We start from the raw sequence: 16,010 nt of genomic DNA on the forward strand, positions 1-16,010 counted from the left end.
CTGTGCTTCGGCGTTCATCTTCGCCACCGTCCGTGCGTCGCCGCCGAGCTGAGCTGCGAGCGCATGGGCGGCGTCGTTTCCCGACGCCATCACCAGGCCCTGCATCAGCTGAAAGTTGGTGTACACGCCGCCTTTCCCGATCCCGACCGCGCTGCCTTCGGTGTTCGCGTCCTCGGCAGTAGCGATGATGGTCGTGTTCAGGTCCAGTTCCTCGAGCGCGACGAGGGCCAGCAGGATCTTGATCGTGCTCGCCGGGCGGTAGCGCCCGTGCGGGTCCTTGGCAGCGATGACGTCTCCGGAGTCGAGGTCCGAGAGAACCCAACCGGTAGCCGAGATGTCCGCCGGTAGCGGCGGTGCACCGTCAGGGGTAACCGTCCCGCACTGGCCGAGCTTCGCACCACCGACAGCGTCAGCGGGGACCGGCAGCGGCGGGGGCACCGTTTCACCGGGCGCGGGGACCTCGGACAGATCGATCGCAGGAGGTGGCGACGTCGCGAACGGACAGTCGTCGGTGTTCGGCGTCGCGAACGGTGTCGTCGTGGTTTCGGTCGGTGACTCGATCGGTTGTGCGAACGCGGGACCGGCCGTCGTGAGTAGGACAGCGGTCGTCGCGAGGGCAGCGGTCACCCGTGAAATCGTTCTCATCGCGAATCACCCTAGGTGCTGAGATGCTCGCCTACAGTCCGACCCACCGGTCGTGCGCGCACACGATCGACCCGAATCCGCGGAATTCGGACAAATACCGGTCATATCGTGCACTCGAGGTCGGCCCACGACGTCCTCTGGTACTAGTCGCTGGACGGACGGAGGAAGGGGCGCTGGATCTTCTTCCACTTCTCGTAGGTGGCGTACGCATCTCGAGTGGACTCGAGTGTCGAGGTGGCGCTGACCGGAACATCCCACCAGGACTCGGAATCCGGCGCAGCGACAAGGGGATCGGTCTCGACGTGAATGACCGTTGTGGTCTCGCTAGCCTTGGCGGCCTTGACTGCGTCGGTGAACTCGGAGCCGTTGTTCACGCGCACGACGTCTACTCCGAGGCTCGCCGCGTTCGCAGCCAGATCGACCGGCAGAATTCCACCATCGAGACGACCCTTCAACAGCCCCGTCGCTCCGCTCGCCCCGCCGTCCCCTCGGTAGCGATAGGCGGTACCGAAGCGTTGGGAGCCCAGGGATTCCGACAGCGAGCCGATGGAGGCGAACCCGTGGTTCTGCACCAGGATCATGATGATCTTGACGCCCTCCTGCACGGCGGTGACCAATTCGGTCGCCATCATGAGGTAGGAGCCGTCGCCGACCATGACGAACACGTCGCGATCGGGTTCGGCCATCTTGGCGCCGATGCCGCCGGCCACCTCGTAGCCCATGCACGAGAACCCGTATTCGACGTGATAGCCCTTGGCATCGCGAATGCGCCAGAGTTTATGCAGATCTCCCGGCATCGAACCCGCAGCGCACACCACGACATCGCGGGGATCGGAGAGTGTGTTGACCAGCCCGATGACCTGGTTCTGATTCAACGGTGCGGTGGGATCCTCGATCTCGTAGGCCGAGGACACGGTCCGGTCCCATTCGAAGGCCAGGTCCGCTGTGCGAGTGCGGTAATCGGGATTTACCTCGTAGTCGGCCAGCTCGACTGCCAGAGCGTCGAGGGCCTCACGAGCATCGGAGACGACCGAGGTGCCGCCCTGCTTGACCGAGTCGATCGACGCGACGTTGATGTTCACGAAGCGGACATTCGGGTTGTTGAACGCAGTGCGTGACGCAGACGTGAAATCGCTGTAGCGCGTTCCGATTCCGATGATCACATCGGCCTCGGTCGCGAGAGCGTTGGCTGCGGTGGTGCCGGTCGAGCCGACGGCGCCGACCGATTGCGGATGGTCGTACGGCAGTGATCCCTTTCCGGCCTGGCTCTGCCCGACCGGGATTCCCGTCGTCTCGCAGAGCGACGCGAGGGCCTCGGTGGCGCCGGAGTAGATGACGCCGCCGCCTGCGACGATCATCGGCTTCGTGGCGCTTCTGATGACCTCGGCGGCGCGTGTGATCACCGACTTCTCCGGTAGCGGGCGAGCGACGTGCCATGTGCGCGGTGCGAACAGTGACTCCGGCCAATCGAATGCCTCGGCTTGAACGTCCTGCGGGATAGCGATGGTTGCAGCTCCGGTCTCGACCGGATCGGTGAGTACGCGCATCGCGCCGAGCAGTGCACTTGGCAGCTGCTCCGGACGCCACACACGGTCGAAGTAGCGCGAGAGAGGCTTGAAGGCATCGTTGACGGTGACGTCACCGCTCGATGGGAGTTCGAGCTCCTGCAGAACGGGAGCGCTTGCCCGCGTCGCGAATGTGTCTGCGGGAAGCAGCAATACGGGTAGACGGTTGATGGTGGCGAGCGCGGCGCCGGTCAGCATGTTCGTTGCGCCCGGTCCGACACTTGCTGTGACGGCCCATGCCTGCAGTCGGTCCTTCTGCCGAGCGTAGGCGACGGCGCTGTGCACCATGGCTTGTTCGTTGCGGCCGAGGACGTAGGGGAGCTCGGGTTCGGTCCCCGCTTCAGCGGCGTCGATCTCGGCTTGCAGCAACGCCTGACCGAGGCCTGCGACGTTGCCGTGGCCGAAGATGCCGAACATGCCGGCGAAGAACTTGGTGCGGACGCCGTCGCGCTCGACGTACTGGTTGGCCAGGAACTGCACAACCGCCTGAGCGACGGTGAGGTGCACAGTGGGTTCGGTGTTCTCGGTCTTGTTCGCCGAGATCGGCGCGGTGGACACCACGGTCATGCTCCTTCGGATGCGGTGTGAAGTGGAAGACGAGAATCGACGGCCTGGTCCGCCCAGGTACCACGGATCCAGGTGTGCTCGGGATCGTCGACGATGTTCCAGGCGCGTTCTTTGCCCGGTCCGGCCATGACGTTGAGGTAGTACATGTGATAGCCCGGAGCTGCGACGGACGGGCCGTGGTAGCCGTGGGGTACGAGGACGACGTCGCCCGTGCGAACCTCTTCGAGCACCTCGATCGGGCGTTGCGGAGTGCCGTAGACGCGGTGGTAGCCGAATCCGTTACTACCGTCCGGACCTTCGGCGATCTCGAAATAGTAGATCTCTTCGAGTTCCGATTCGTTCTCGGTGTTCTCGTCGTGCTTGTGTCCCGGGTAGGACGACCAGTTTCCGCCCGGAGTGATGACCTCGCAGGCGATGAGCGAGTCGGCCTCGAACGTGTCGGCGGTGCCGAAGTTGTGCACCTGGCGGCTGCAGTTGCCTGCGCCACGGAGCTCGACGGAGATGTCGGCTGCAGGCACGTAGCGGAACGGGAGCTTCTTCTCGGCCCGTGCGCCGCACAAGGCGAACCGCCCGCCGTCGCGGCTTCCGATCGTGTACGCGGAACCCTTTCCGACATAGACGAAGTCGGACGGTCCGTCGAAGACCGAGGCGCGTCCGCGGAGGGTGAACTCGGTGCCGTCGCTGCTGACGGTCGCCGAACCGGACAGGGGTACGACCATGATCTCGTCGCCTCCCGAGTTCAGATCCGCGGATGCTCCAGGGGCGAGCGTGATTGTCCACAGGCTGGATTCGCTCCAGCCAGCAGAATCCGGCGTCACGACGACGTCGAACCCGTCCTTGCTACCCGAACCTGCTGCAATGTAGTACTCGGAGTTCATCTCTCACCTCACCATGTCGACGGCGGTACCGACGGCTGCTTCGACGTCGCCGTCCGGCGGGTAGAGCAGGGTGCGCCCGACGATCAGGCCGCGCACCGCCGGGATTTCCAGGGCCTGGGCCCAACTCGCGTACGTTTCCTCGGGCGCCGTCTGCGGATCTCCGCCGAGCAGAAGCGTCGGAAGTGTCGTGGCATCCATGACGCGTTCCATCTCGGCGACGACGGGAAGTTTCATCCACGTGTAGGCCGAGGTTGATCCGAGACCCTGGGTGATGTGGATGGACTTGATGACGGCATCGGCGCTGAGGTCGTTCGTAACCTTGCCGTCGATGCGGCTGGAGAGGAACGGCTCGACCATCGCGATGAGCTGATGGGCGGCGAGTTCGTCGATTGCCTGAGCACAGGCCGTCATCGTCCCTAGAGTGCCGGGATCGTCGAGGGCGATGCGCGTGAGCATCTTCGCGCCGTTCATCCGCGCCTTGGCGGTGGACGCCGCGGTGGCGCCGGTCATTCTGTCGTCGAATTCGAACGAAGCGCCGGCCAACCCGCCGCGGTTCATCGAGGAGAAGACGACTTTGTCCTCGAGCGCGCCGAGCAGCACCAGGTCGTCCAAGATCTCCGACGAGGCGAGAACTCCGTCGACGCCAGGGTTGGCGAGCGCCGTGCGCAGACGATCGAGGAGTTCGGTCCGGCTGTTCATGGCGGTTGCGTTGCCGCCGACCGACAGTGCGCCGCGCGCCGGGTGATCGGCTGCGACGATCATGAGCCTGCCGTTGCCTCGAATGGTCTCGCGGGTGACTCGCGTGGCCCACGCGCGGTCGATGGCTTGCGGATCGCTGGCGCGGAGTGCGGTCACGTCGGAATACGTGGCCGCGGCCGGAGAGGTCATGGCGGTGTCAGGCATTGACGGCCTCGTTGCTGGAATCTTCGGGGGCGGATTCTTCTGCGAGAGTTGCGACCTCGACAGCGGTGGGCATGGCCGTCGAGCATTCGAGACGTGAGGCGACGATCGCGCCCGCAGCATTGCCGTAGCGAAGAATCTTCTCCAGCGGCCAGCCTTCGAGGAGACCGTGGCAGAGCGATCCACCGAAACTGTCACCTGCGCCGAGACCGTTGACGACGTCGACGACATTCGGCGGGACTGTGACCGTATGGGTCCTGGTCTTGCCCATCACTCCCTTGGGGCCCATCTTGACGATCGCGAGTTCGACACCCAGATCCAGGAGGGCGTCGGCAGCCTTGTGCGGATCGGTCTCTCCGACAGCGATCTCACACTCTTCCTTGTTGCCGACGGCGACGGTGACGTGCTGGAGCGCTCGGCGGACCTGCTCGGTGGCGTCGGCTGTCGTCTCCCAGAACATCGGGCGGTAGTCGAGATCCAGAACGGTCAGCGGAGCGCGGCCACGAGCTTCCCACGCGGCGAAGTGTGCACTGCGGCTGGGCTCCTCGGACAATCCGGTGACAGTCGACCAGTACAGGCGTGCACTCTGCACGGCGTCGACGTCGATGTTCTCGGGGCGAATCTGCAGGTCCGGTGCGGAGGGCTTCCGGTAGAAGTACAGCGGGAAATCGTCCGGCGGGAAAATCTCACAGAACGTGACGGGCGTGGCGAACTGGGCATCGGTCACGACGAAGCGATTGTCGACGCCGAGGCGGGCCAATTCGGCGGAGACGTAGCGTCCGAACGGATCGTTTCCGACGCCCGAAATCAGTGCGGATCTGCAGCCGAGCCGAGCCGCGGCCACGGAGACGTTCGCTGCGCTCCCACCGAGGAACTTGCCGAACGATTCGACGTCCTCCAGGCCCACACCGGTCTGCAATGGGTAGATGTCGACGCCGCTGCGCCCGATGGCAAGGACGTCGAAGGCCGTGGTGTTCGCGTCGGCTGTGGTGGTCAAGATCGACTCCATTGGGGTGTTGGGAACGGGGGAGGAGTTGTTCGCGCGGGTCGTGGGCTGTCGGCATCCACTGTGCGCCAGTTCACACGTTCATGTCAATAGTTTGTCCTGACATTCTTACTTCAAGTCAAGGTGATGTTAGTGTTCGCCTACACTTCCGATCAAGCTGGGCGAAGACTGACGGCCCCGGAGGAGAAACGGAGCAAGCGCTGTGACTGCATCGAATGTGTCGACAGGTGAACCGCGGACGCCCAGTGCGGTAGCGACTCCGCTTTCTGTCGAGCTCGACCGAGGCAGCCCTGTTCCGTTGTACTTCCAGCTCGCCCAGGCGATCGAGGCCGCAATACTCAGTGGACATCTCGCGCCGGGCGACCGCTTCGAGAACGAACTCGCGCTCGCGAAGCGGCTGAACCTGTCGAGGCCGACCACGCGCCGGGCCATCCAGGAGCTCGTGGACAAGGGCCTCCTCGTGCGCAAGCGGGGCGTCGGCACCCAGGTCGTGCAGAGCCCGGTCCATCGTCCGGTCGAACTCACCAGCTTGTTCGACGACCTGGCTCGTGCCGGTCAGAGTCCGTCGACCAAGTTGCTCGACTATCACGTCGGGATCGCGACGGCCGAGGTCGCACGCGAGTTGAATATCCTCGACGACACCGAAGTGGTGACCATTCGCAGACTTCGCAGTACCAACGGTGAGCCTCTCGCGGTGATGACGAACCACCTGCCGTCGGCGATTGCTCCCGATCCGGACGAGCTCGAGTCGCAGGGCCTGTACCAATCGTTGCGGACCAGGGGCGTTCATATTCGGTTGGCGCGCCAACGAATCGGGGCGAAGGCGGCCGACCGCGAGGAAGCACTGTTGCTGGACGAGAAGTACAAGGCACCACTGCTCACCATGCACCGCACGGCATTCGACGATTCGGGCAGCGTCGTGGAGTTCGGTGCCCACGCCTACCGGGCGTCGCGGTATTACTTCGACACCACCGTCGTCGATCGCTGATTCGAACGGCTAGCTGCTCCGGGGCGGGGTGGTAGTCGATCCTCGGACATGCAGCGCCGGCGGCACCAGTTCCAGAGACCCAGGGGCCTTCGGGTCGGCGATCCGCTGGATCAGCGCACTCGCGGCACGCCGTCCGACCTCGACCGTTGCGTTGTCCACGCTGGTCAGCTGCACGTGCCGTAGCCGGGCGAGGTAGGTGTTGTCGTAGCCGATGATCGAGATGTCGAGTGGAATCGCGAGCCCGCGCTCCTGACATGCCGTCATCGCTCCGATCGCCACCATGTCGTTGACGGCGTAGACAGCAGAAGGCCTGGAGCGTCCGTCGAGAAGGGTGCGCGCCGCACCGTGCCCGTCGTCCTCGGTCATTCCACTCGGTACCACCCGAATGAACTTCGCGAGGCCGTGCCTGGTCATCGCGTCGCGATAGCTGTCCGCGCGGATGTCGGCGACGGCGCCTACGCCTGCCAGGTGGGCGATTCGGCGATGGCCGAGGTCGGCGAGATGGTCGACGGCGAGCCTCGTCCCGAGTTCGTCGTCGTTGGCGACGACGTCCACTCCAGCGCACTCCAGATCTCGACTTGCTACGACGACGGTGGGCATCGTCGCGGCTGCCTGGGTAATGGCGGGTGTGGTCGCTCGAGTGCCGACGAGGGCGAGTCCGTCCAGCCGTAAGTTCATGAAGCTTTCGAGGTACGACGCGTCGGAACTGCGGTCGAGTCTGCCGTCGGCGAGGAACATCTTCAGATCATGCTGCTGCAGAATCGAATTCATGCCTTCGAGGCAGTCGACGAACCACGGATTGCGCAGATCGTTCAGGAGTACGCCGACGATGTTCGTGCGCTTCTGCGTCAGGCTGCGCGCGCTCAGGTTGGGGCGATAACCCAGCTCACGGATGGCGTTCTCGACGGCAGTCCGCTTCTCCTCGCTCACCGAACTGGACCCGCGAAGCACCAGGGAGACAAGAGACTTCGATACCCCAGCGTGCGCGGCGACCGTTCGAATGGTCGGTTGGGTCATGAGCTGTCCTCTCGTGCGCGGTGCTCGCTGCCGGTATTGACACGTCAGCGGTGCATGTCGCACACTCTACTAGACATTGGACCGGTCCAACGCGGCCGGTTCGCGACTGCACGGAGTAGATCGAGGTGAGTTCGACGAAGAACATTCGTGTGGGTGTGGCCGGTTTCGGCTGGATGGGTCGGGTGCATACGCAGGCATACGCCCGCCTGCTGCACCACTATCCCGAGCTCGCGCTCACGCCGACCTTGGCGTCGGTGGCAGACGAGGTTCCCGGCCGCGCCGAACAAGCCGCGGCGCAATTCGGATTCGAGAACGCCACGACCGACTGGCACGACATCGAGTTCGACTCGTCCATCGACGCGGTGTCGATCACGGCCCCGAATTTCCTGCACCGCAGCATCGGAACAGCCATGGTCGAGGCTGGAAAGCACATCTGGATCGAGAAGCCGGTCGGACTTTCGGCCGACGATGCACGCGCCGTTGCGCTGGCCGCAGACAAGGCGGGAGTCCAGACTGCTGTCGGCTTCAACTATCGCAACGCGCCCGCTGTCGAACAAGCGAAGGTGATCATCGAGTCCGGAGACATCGGCACCGTCACGCATGCACGGTTCCGTTTCTTCAGTGATTACGCCGCGCATCCCGACGGCGCACTCAGCTGGCGCTTCGAGCGGGCCCGCGGCGGCAACGGAGTGCTCGGCGATCTGGCGTCACACGGCGCAGATCTGCTCTGGTATCTGTTGGGCGACATCGACTCTCTCGTCGCAGATACCGCGGTGTTCGTTCCCGAACGCGCGAAGCCCACCGGCGCGACCAGCGGGCACGCCCTCGCAACCGGCGGCGAACTCGGGCCGGTGGAGAACGAGGATTTCGTCAGCAGTCAGATTCGTCTCGCGTCCGGCGCTCGTGCGACGTTGGAGGCCAGTCGTGTGGCGGTCGGTGAGCAGAATGCGTACGGCTTCGAGATTCACGGCACCAAGGGCGCGGTGTTCTGGGACTTCCGTCGCCTCGGAGAGCTGGCACTCAGCGTCGGTGATCGTTATCAGGATCAGCCCGTATCCACCATCTACGTCGGACCACAGCAGGGCGAGTACGGTGCATTCCAGCCTGGTTCCGCGTCGGCGATGGGCTACGACGACCTCAAGGTCATCGAGGCCAAGCGGTTCCTGCAGTCCATTGCCGATGGCAAGCCGGTCGGAGCGACGGTGTGGGACGCCGTCCGTAGCGCCGAGGTGCTCGACGCGATGACGGAATCGGTGTCCTCGGGTCGTTGGGTCAGGCCGGGCGCGTAGCGGTTTCGGATTTCGGGCGTCCCGCCCAGTGGCACGGTTGAGTGCATTGGGGTGCACTCTTTCGTGCCACTGGGCGGGACGCCCGCACCAACGGTCAGTTCGACGCCGATTTCTCCACGATCAGCCGCTCCAGTTCCCTCGGGTTCCGGGTTTGGGTCAGAACTCTGCCGGGACCGGTGAAGTCGAAGACCCAGCCTTCACCCGACTTGAGCGACTGCATCGTCTTGCCGCGCACCGCTCGACGCAGCTCGAACTGCATTGCCAGGTGATAGGCCACCACGTGCCCGGAGTCGATCGTGATCGACTCTCCCGCCGCGAGATCGAAGGTATCGATGGCGCCGTAGACCGCGATCAAGGCGTGTCCGTCACCGCTTGCCTTGAAGCCGAATCCGCCTTGGCCGCCGAAGACGTTCTTCATTCCACCCCACTGCGAGTCGACCGATACTCCGCGCGAGTTGGCCAGCCACGATCCCTGGCTGAGGTAGAAGTCCTGGCCGGGCATGATGGGCAACGCGATCGTGTCTCCTGGGAGGCGGCCTGCGACGTCCACCCAGCCGCCCTGGGGAGGGGCCGTGTAGGTGGTGACGAAGTAGGAACCTTCGCTGAGCGCGGCCCGCTTGAGGCCACCGAGGAAGCCTCCTGGCGTGCTTGCCTCGACGTGCATCTGAGCCGAGCACGCGAGCATCGACCCGCCCTCGACGTTGATGGCCTCACCTGGCGCGAGCACGCAGCGGGCGACGGTCGAGGACGGTGCATGACGTAGTTGAATATCCATGCGACAGGATCGTAGGCCAGCAGGCACAGTGGCGTCGTCGTCTCGGGACGAAGGTAGAGGGTGATTTCTCTACCGCGGCGACATACCCGCTTTTCGGTAGGCGTCGTCGATCATCGCCATGTTGGCGACACCGTCGGCGGCATCGAGAGGAAGGGGCGTTCCATCGAGAACGTGGTCGGCGAACGACTCCAGCTGATACGTGTACGAGGTACGCGTCCCGAGATGCTCGACGGTCGTCGTCGATCCGATCGTGACGGTGACTCGGTCGTCTTCGTTGGGCTTGATGTAGTTGTGCGCGAATGCCTGACCTTTCGATCCGGACAGGGCGAGGGTGAACAGGTAGCCCGGATCGATCATGGAGTTCGACAAGGTTCCCGTCGCCCCGCTGGGGTAGTGGAGCGCAACATCGAACGACTCGTCGACGCCGGGGTGCCGCTCTACCGCAGTAGCCGCCGCTATCTCGGGAATGCCACCCGCATACTGCCCGAACAAAGGGGCAGCGTGTAGCCCGTAGCAACCGAGGTCCATCATGACGCCACCTGCGAGGTCGAGCGACCATCGGAGGTCGTCCGGCTCGGGAGCAGGCATACGCATGACGACCTCGATATGCCGAAGCTCGCCGAGCGAGCCGTCCTCGACCAGCTGTTGCACCCGCCTGGTCACGGGATGGAACACGTAGTGGAAGCCCTCCATCACCGTCACTCCTGCGGCAGCAGCGGCGTCGGCGACCAGTACCGCCTCGGCTCGGTCTCGCGCGAACGGCTTCTCCGTAAGCACAGGCTTTCCCGCTCGAATCGCTGCCAGGTTCCACGGCGCGTGCAGTGAGTTCGCCAGCGGGTTGTAGATCACATCGATTTCAGGATCGGCGACGACGGCATCGTAGGAGTCGAGAACCCGCTCCACGCCGTGCTTTTCGGCAAAGATCTCGGCCCTGTCGCGATCACGCGCAGCACACGCGACGATTCGATGGCCGAGAATATGTGCTGGTTCGACGAGTGCTACCTCGGCGATGCGCGAGGCGCCGAGAACGCCGATCCGAAGACCACTCATACGGTCGACGCCACGCGCGCATCCACGACGCTACGTAGGTACGCAACACTGGCGATGACATCGGTGACCGGTCCCGCGTCGGTCGGCTCGGCGTCGAGGATCGTGTCCTGCTCGAGCACGAACCAGCCGTCGAAACCGGCGTCCAGCAGCTCGTTCACGACCGTGCCGATGTGCGCGTCACCGGTACCGAGCGGGGTGTACATGCCCTGTGCGACGGCTTCGGTGTAGGTGAGTTCACCGGACTGGACGCGCGCGGCGAGTGCCGCATCGACGTCCTTGAGATGAGCGTGCGCTATGCGCGAGGAGTGTGCCTGCACCAGTTCGAGTGGGTCGGTGCCGCCGATCAGAAGGTGCCCGGTGTCGAGGCACAGTGGAATGGTCGAGCCGTCGAGAACACGATAGACCTCGTCTCGCTTCTCGACCATGGTGCCGATGTGCGGGTGCAACACAGCGCGGATGCCACGCTCGGCAGCCGCCGCGCCTAGGCGATCGAGGTTGCGTAGCAACGTGTTCCACTGAGCGTCGTCGAGATCGGGACGAGAGTCGTAGCCTTCGCTGCCGGTGGCAGCAGCGAGCACGAGCACCTCGGCACGGGAGGCGATGAAGGCGTCGAGCAAGGGCGCGATGCCGGGGACCGGATCGTGGTCTTCTTCGTGCAGCAATACCGGTGCGAATCCGCCGACGGATTTCAGGCCGAACGTGTCGAGTGTTGCGGCCAACTCGTTCGGGTCGGAAGGAAGGAAACCCTCGGGGCCGACTTCGGTTGCGGTCAGTCCTGCATCACGCATCTCGGTCAGGACGCGGTCGGGCGCGATCTGGTAGCCCCAGCCGGGGACCTCACAGACGCCCCAGGAGATAGGGGCTCCGGCAATGCGGATGTCGGTGTTCGTGCTGATGCTGTTCATAGTCGTACCTCGTCGATCCGCACCGGGCGGTGCTGGTGCATGGACAATGATGCAGCCTCGGCGATATAGGCCACCTCGAGGGCGTCGCGCGGCGTGCAGGGCGATGGAATTCGGCCGGCGATCACGTCGACGAACGCGCTCAACTCCACCTGATAAGCGGAGGAGAACCGATCCATGAAGAACGCGTGGGGGGTGCCGTTCGGGAATGTGGTTCCGGCTTCCAGATTTCGGACCGGTACCTGCTCGTCCCATCCGGCGACGACGGCATCGTTCGAGCCGTGCACCTCGAGTCGACAATCGTATCCACGGGCGTTGTAGCGCGTGTTGGAGACGACTCCGATAGTGCCGTTCTCGAAAGTGAGTGTGGTGGTGGCGGTATCGACGTCGCCGTACTCGGTGAATTTCGGGTCGCCTTGGTTGGATCCCGCGGCATACACCTCGGTGACCTCGTGGCCCACGATCCAGCGGACGATGTCGAAGTCGTGAACGCTGCAATCGCGAAAGATTCCGCCGGACACGGCAACGTATTCCAGGGGTGGGGGAGCGGGATCGAGGGTCGTGGAGCGAACGGTGTGCAGCCACCCGAGATCGCCCGACGCGGCGGCGTTCTTGGCAGCGGCGAACGCGGGTGCGAATCGACGGTTGTAGCCGATCTGAACCTCGACGCCACTGGACTCGATGCCCGCGGCGACGGCGAGGCTCTCGGCCGGTGTGGCAGCGATCGGCTTCTCGCAGAACACCGGAATACCGGCGTCGACGCAGGCGAGAACAAGTGCTGCGTGCGCGGGGGTCGCGGCGGCGACGACCACGCCGTCCACCCCGGAGGCGAGCATCGCGGCAGCGTTCTCCACTGCCGTAGCGCCGAGCTTGGTCGCTACGGACTCGGTCACCGTCGGCCGTTCGTCCGTCACGACGAGGCCGTCGACGCCGGGCAGCGTACTCAACGTTTCGGAATGGAATGCGCCGATTCGGCCGAGGCCGATGACGCCGACGGTTACGCCCATCAGTGGTGGTCCTTGATTCGGAGGGAGACATCTCGGACCTCGAGTCTGACCCGTCCTTGCCGTAGGATCAACCAGCAAATGCCATCAAAAACACCTCAGGGGCGAGAGTGACTCATCGGTACAAGGTTCGCGAGATAGCCCAGCAGGCAGGTCTGAGCGAGGCGACGGTCGACCGAGTGCTCCACGAGCGCGCGGGTGTACGCGCAGACACGAGAGCGGAAGTGCAGCAGGCAATTTCCGATCTCGACAAGCAGCGATCCCAACTGCGGCTCAACGGTCGGAAGTTCTTGTTCGACGTCGTCATGCAGTCACCCGCCCGATTCTCCGCCGAGTTCAGGGCGGCGGTGGAAGCGGAACTGCCGATGCTGTCACCCGCCGTCGTTCGGTGCAGGTTTCACTTCAGAGAAACCGAGTCCGTCGCGGCGATGGTCGAGACGCTCGGCAAGTTCACCAGCCGTGGATCCCAGGGAGTGATAGTCAAGGCGCCGGACGATCCGGACGTGATCGCGGCCCTCGACCGCCTGGTCGACAAAGGAATTCCGGTCGTGACCTACGTGACGGATGTTCCGGCCAGCAGGAGGTTGGACTATGTGGGAATCGACAACCGTGCGGCGGGGGCAACCGCGGCGTATCTGGTGGACAGCTGGCTCGGCGACGCCGACTCGTCGGTTCTCGTGATCTCGACGAGCAATATCTTCCGCAACGAAGGGGAACGCGAGATCGGATTCCGAACCACTCTGCGCGCGTTGGGTGCCGAGCGCGGTGCCGCGGCGGGCAGGCGGGTCGTAGAGATCACGGACAGCGAAGGACGCGACGAGACCGTGGAACGGCTGGTTCACCGCGCGCTCACCGAACACGAGGGAATCGAGGCCGTCTACTCCATCGGTGGCGGAAACGCCGGGGCGGTCCGAGCATTCGGACGGGCGGGGCGACGGTGCCGTGTCTTCATCGGCCACGACCTGGACAGCGACAACCGCACATTGTTGAAATCGGGCGCGCTGTCTGCAGTTCTTCATCATGACCTCCGTGCCGATGCACGGCTGGCCTGTCGGTTGCTCATGCAGGCGGGCGGGGGATTTTCGGGCGTCGTCAGCGAGCCGTCCCGAATCCAGGTGCTGACGAGGTTCAACACACCGCACCCGCCGGTGCGGGAAAAATGACCGTAGCGCTGCCGCACGGGGGTGGGAATCTCAACAATTCCTATTTTGTCCGGACATTCTGATGTCATACTCAACGAATGACAGTACGCGTCGGAATCGTCGGTGTCGGCATCATGGGAGCCGACCACGCTCGTAAGATCAACGGCTCGATTTCGGGCGCGGAGGTGTCCGCCGTCGCCGACTTCGATGCCGGGCGCGCGTCGTCGGTCGCCGCCGAACTGCGCGACGCTTCCGTTTCCGCAGACGCATTCGCGCTGATCGCCGATGACAGCGTCGACGCCGTCATCGTCGCCTCGCACGACTCGACTCATGCTGAACTGGTTCATGCCGCGCTTGCTGCGAACAAGCCGGTGCTGTGCGAGAAGCCGCTTGCGCCGACCGCGGCGGAGTGCCGCGGCATCATTGCCGCCCAGGGAGAACGGGATCTGATCACCGTCGGATTCATGCGGAGATTCGATCCTGCGTACGCCGAGCTCGAGCGCGCAGCGTCCGTGGAGCGAATCGGAGAGAGGCTCGTTGCGCACTGTGTCAGCAGAAACGTGCAGGTCGGGCCTGGAGGCTCGTCGGCGACCATCACCAACTCCGCGATACACGAACTCGATATCATGCCGTGGTTGCTCGGGTCGCCGATCACCGAGGTCAGCTGGCATGCGGGCCGTACCTCGAAGCATTCGGGAATCCGCCAGGATCCGCAGATCATGTTGCTGCGCACCGAATCCGACGTCCTGATCACACTCGAACTCTTCGTCAATGCGCGCTACGGTTACGACACTCGGTGCGAGATCGTCGGCGAGGACGGTGTTGCATCGTTCGCAGTCCCGGCGCACGTCGTCGTCGACAGCGGGCTTCGTCGTTCCATCGACTACCCGCTCGACTGGATACCGCGCTACTCCGAGGCATATCGACTCGAACTGCAGGAATGGGTCGATTCGATCGAGCAGGGACGACCGTCGACCCTCGCCGATGCAGAGGCCGGGCTCCGCGCTGGGATCGTCGCGGACGCATTGGTGGAATCGATGAACGACGGTGGCCGCACGGTTACCGTCGAATACTGACGTACTTTCTGGAGGAACACATGACACCGACTGTCACTCTGAACGACGGAACCGCTCTTCCCGTCATCGGTCTCGGGACCGTGCAGTCCGAAGGCGAAGACATGGCTGCGACGGTGACAGCAGCGTTGGACTCGGGCTATCGCCTCATCGACACCGCGCTTCGGTACGAAACCGAGCCAGGTGTCGGACGAGCAGTCGCCGCGTCGAGCGTTCCGCGCGAGGACATCCTGATCACGACGAAGATCCCCGGACGTCTTCACGGCTACGACGAGGCCAAGGAATCCGCGCGGACGTCGCTCGACAATCTCGGAGTCGACTACATCGATCTGCTGCTGATCCACTGGCCGTTGCCCAAGGTGGACAAGTACATCGATACGTGGCGCGCAATGATCGACCTCCAGAAGGAGGGTGTGGTCAGATCCATCGGGGTATCGAATTTCACTGTCGCGCATCTCGATCGACTTGTTTCGGAGACATCGGTGGTGCCGTCGGTCAACCAGATCGAGCTTCACCCCTATTTTCCGCAGGCGGATCTTCGGGCGTACCACGCCGAACACGGCATCGTCACCGAGAGTTGGAGCCCGCTCGGACGCGGATCGGAACTACTGACAGCGCCACCCGTCGCCGAGGCGGCCGCAGCGCACGGTGTCTCCGCAGGACAGGTGGTGCTGCGGTGGCACATCCAGTTGGGTGCGGTACCGCTGCCCAAATCCTCGAACCCGGATCGCCAGAAACAGAACCTGGACATCTTCGGCTTCGAGCTGACCGACGACGAGATGGCAGCCATCTCCGGTTTGGAGCGCGGGCGGATCTGGGGTCAGGACCCGGACGAGTACGAGGAGTTCTGACACCGCGAGTGCACGTGACTCAGGGCGAACGCAATATCAACTCCGCGGCGCTGATGTCGTCGATCACCAGGTCGGTGATCAAACCACCTTTCAGGGCCGCGTTCAGCGCATCGAGTTTGGACTCGCCCGCAACGATGCACAGTCGGCGGGGGACCGCCTTGAGTCGATCGAGGCTGGGTCCGCTGGATCGGTCGTTCAGGGCGATACGGTCGTAGCTGCCATCGGATCGCAGAAACACTGTCGCGATGTCGCCGACGACGCCGTCACGTTCGAGTTCGGCGCGATCACGACGTTCGAGATAGCCCGCGCTGTACACGTGGCTGGGCACCGCACCGCTGACGACGCCGATGGAGAAGAC

Annotated in this window: 16 protein-coding genes; 5 read left to right on the forward strand and 11 right to left on the reverse strand. The window is 64.2% G+C overall.

Translation table 11 applies throughout. The features are described from left to right. The 5 genes from A2J03_RS27130 to iolC form a co-directional block, all read right to left on the reverse strand. Positions 1 to 645: serine hydrolase (locus A2J03_RS27130; RefSeq protein WP_197480999.1), on the reverse strand; the 645-nt coding region annotated here is incomplete at its 3' end. A gap of 143 nt (positions 646 to 788) precedes the next feature. After that, positions 789 to 2,777 (reverse strand): 3D-(3,5/4)-trihydroxycyclohexane-1,2-dione acylhydrolase (decyclizing), encoded by a 1,989-nt coding sequence (iolD, locus tag A2J03_RS27135; protein WP_197481000.1) that lies wholly within the window; start codon positions 2,775 to 2,777, stop codon positions 789 to 791. Then, the gene (gene iolB / locus A2J03_RS27140) at positions 2,774 to 3,655 is read right to left on the reverse strand and encodes a 5-deoxy-glucuronate isomerase (RefSeq protein WP_068380563.1); all 882 of its coding nucleotides are present in this window, start codon (positions 3,653 to 3,655) and stop codon (positions 2,774 to 2,776) included. The genes iolD and iolB overlap by 4 nt, the downstream gene beginning before the upstream one ends. A 3-nt stretch (positions 3,656 to 3,658) precedes the next feature. Further along, positions 3,659 to 4,558 (reverse strand): Cgl0159 family (beta/alpha)8-fold protein, encoded by a 900-nt coding sequence (locus A2J03_RS27145; RefSeq protein ID WP_068380566.1) that lies wholly within the window; start codon positions 4,556 to 4,558, stop codon positions 3,659 to 3,661. Continuing rightward, the gene (gene iolC, locus A2J03_RS27150) at positions 4,551 to 5,564 is read right to left on the reverse strand and encodes a 5-dehydro-2-deoxygluconokinase (protein ID WP_068380568.1); all 1,014 of its coding nucleotides are present in this window, start codon (positions 5,562 to 5,564) and stop codon (positions 4,551 to 4,553) included. Before iolC ends, A2J03_RS27145 begins: the two co-directional genes overlap by 8 nt. A gap of 199 nt (positions 5,565 to 5,763) precedes the next feature. Between iolC and A2J03_RS27155 the strand changes: the two genes are divergently transcribed. After that, a complete protein-coding gene (locus A2J03_RS27155; protein ID WP_082898123.1) occupies positions 5,764 to 6,549 on the forward strand; it encodes a GntR family transcriptional regulator in 786 nt (261 codons plus the stop codon). A 9-nt stretch (positions 6,550 to 6,558) separates the two neighbouring features. On the opposite strand, the gene A2J03_RS27160 is transcribed toward A2J03_RS27155, so the two are convergent. After that, positions 6,559 to 7,566: a LacI family DNA-binding transcriptional regulator gene (locus A2J03_RS27160; RefSeq protein ID WP_068380570.1), complete on the reverse strand. Its 1,008-nt coding sequence runs from the start codon at positions 7,564 to 7,566 to the stop codon at positions 6,559 to 6,561. Between the two features lie 125 nt (positions 7,567 to 7,691). Between A2J03_RS27160 and A2J03_RS27165 the strand changes: the two genes are divergently transcribed. Continuing rightward, entirely contained in the window at positions 7,692 to 8,855 is a 1,164-nt protein-coding gene (locus A2J03_RS27165) for a Gfo/Idh/MocA family protein (protein ID WP_269455250.1), read from the forward strand. Positions 8,856 to 8,949: 94 nt separating this feature from the next. Here the strand turns inward: A2J03_RS27165 and A2J03_RS27170 are convergent, their stop codons facing one another. The 4 genes from A2J03_RS27170 to A2J03_RS27185 form a co-directional block, all read right to left on the reverse strand. After that, complete coding sequence (locus tag A2J03_RS27170) at positions 8,950 to 9,630, reverse strand: TIGR00266 family protein (protein WP_068380571.1); 681 nt, start codon at positions 9,628 to 9,630, stop codon at positions 8,950 to 8,952. A gap of 69 nt (positions 9,631 to 9,699) precedes the next feature. Beyond that, positions 9,700 to 10,680 (reverse strand): Gfo/Idh/MocA family protein, encoded by a 981-nt coding sequence (locus A2J03_RS27175; protein WP_068380574.1) that lies wholly within the window; start codon positions 10,678 to 10,680, stop codon positions 9,700 to 9,702. After that, positions 10,677 to 11,585, reverse strand: a complete 909-nt coding sequence (locus A2J03_RS27180) for a sugar phosphate isomerase/epimerase family protein (RefSeq protein WP_068380577.1) — start codon at positions 11,583 to 11,585, stop codon at positions 10,677 to 10,679. Before A2J03_RS27180 ends, A2J03_RS27175 begins: the two co-directional genes overlap by 4 nt. Next, a complete protein-coding gene (locus tag A2J03_RS27185; RefSeq protein ID WP_068380580.1) occupies positions 11,582 to 12,589 on the reverse strand; it encodes a Gfo/Idh/MocA family protein in 1,008 nt (335 codons plus the stop codon). The genes A2J03_RS27180 and A2J03_RS27185 overlap by 4 nt, the downstream gene beginning before the upstream one ends. Before the next feature lie 107 nt (positions 12,590 to 12,696). On the opposite strand from A2J03_RS27185, the gene A2J03_RS27190 reads away from it, so the two are divergent. The 3 genes from A2J03_RS27190 to A2J03_RS27200 all read left to right on the forward strand — a co-directional run bounded on the left by A2J03_RS27190 (position 12,697) and on the right by A2J03_RS27200 (position 15,652). Further along, on the forward strand, positions 12,697 to 13,749 hold the full coding sequence (locus A2J03_RS27190) for a LacI family DNA-binding transcriptional regulator (protein WP_068380586.1): 1,053 nt from the start codon (positions 12,697 to 12,699) through the stop codon (positions 13,747 to 13,749). 77 nt (positions 13,750 to 13,826) lie between these two features. Beyond that, entirely contained in the window at positions 13,827 to 14,804 is a 978-nt protein-coding gene (locus A2J03_RS27195) for a Gfo/Idh/MocA family oxidoreductase (protein ID WP_068380588.1), read from the forward strand. Between the two features lie 20 nt (positions 14,805 to 14,824). After that, positions 14,825 to 15,652, forward strand: coding sequence for an aldo/keto reductase (locus A2J03_RS27200; RefSeq protein ID WP_068380591.1), 828 nt, complete (start codon positions 14,825 to 14,827; stop codon positions 15,650 to 15,652). A 19-nt stretch (positions 15,653 to 15,671) separates the two neighbouring features. On the opposite strand, the gene A2J03_RS27205 is transcribed toward A2J03_RS27200, so the two are convergent. Beyond that, the coding region (locus A2J03_RS27205; protein WP_231912733.1) for a sugar-binding domain-containing protein at positions 15,672 to 16,010 on the reverse strand (339 nt) is incomplete at its 5' end.

Origin of the sequence: Rhodococcus sp. EPR-157, from assembly GCF_001647195.1 — a bacterium.
Classification (GTDB): domain Bacteria; phylum Actinomycetota; class Actinomycetes; order Mycobacteriales; family Mycobacteriaceae; genus Rhodococcoides.

What these genes read in the sequence shown, in the direction of transcription:
- A2J03_RS27185 (WP_068380580.1), bottom strand. Translation starts at nt 12,589, where the DNA reads ATGGGCGTAACCGTCGGCGTCATCGGCCTCGGCCGAATCGGCGCATTC.
- iolB (WP_068380563.1), bottom strand. Translation starts at nt 3,655, where the DNA reads ATGAACTCCGAGTACTACATTGCAGCAGGTTCGGGTAGCAAGGACGGG.
- A2J03_RS27145 (WP_068380566.1), bottom strand. Translation starts at nt 4,558, where the DNA reads ATGCCTGACACCGCCATGACCTCTCCGGCCGCGGCCACGTATTCCGAC.
- A2J03_RS27175 (WP_068380574.1), bottom strand. Translation starts at nt 10,680, where the DNA reads ATGAGTGGTCTTCGGATCGGCGTTCTCGGCGCCTCGCGCATCGCCGAG.
- A2J03_RS27200 (WP_068380591.1), top strand. Translation starts at nt 14,825, where the DNA reads ATGACACCGACTGTCACTCTGAACGACGGAACCGCTCTTCCCGTCATC.
- A2J03_RS27160 (WP_068380570.1), bottom strand. Translation starts at nt 7,566, where the DNA reads ATGACCCAACCGACCATTCGAACGGTCGCCGCGCACGCTGGGGTATCG.
- A2J03_RS27180 (WP_068380577.1), bottom strand. Translation starts at nt 11,585, where the DNA reads ATGAACAGCATCAGCACGAACACCGACATCCGCATTGCCGGAGCCCCT.
- iolC (WP_068380568.1), bottom strand. Translation starts at nt 5,564, where the DNA reads ATGGAGTCGATCTTGACCACCACAGCCGACGCGAACACCACGGCCTTC.
- A2J03_RS27195 (WP_068380588.1), top strand. Translation starts at nt 13,827, where the DNA reads ATGACAGTACGCGTCGGAATCGTCGGTGTCGGCATCATGGGAGCCGAC.
- A2J03_RS27170 (WP_068380571.1), bottom strand. Translation starts at nt 9,630, where the DNA reads ATGGATATTCAACTACGTCATGCACCGTCCTCGACCGTCGCCCGCTGC.
- iolD (WP_197481000.1), bottom strand. Translation starts at nt 2,777, where the DNA reads ATGACCGTGGTGTCCACCGCGCCGATCTCGGCGAACAAGACCGAGAAC.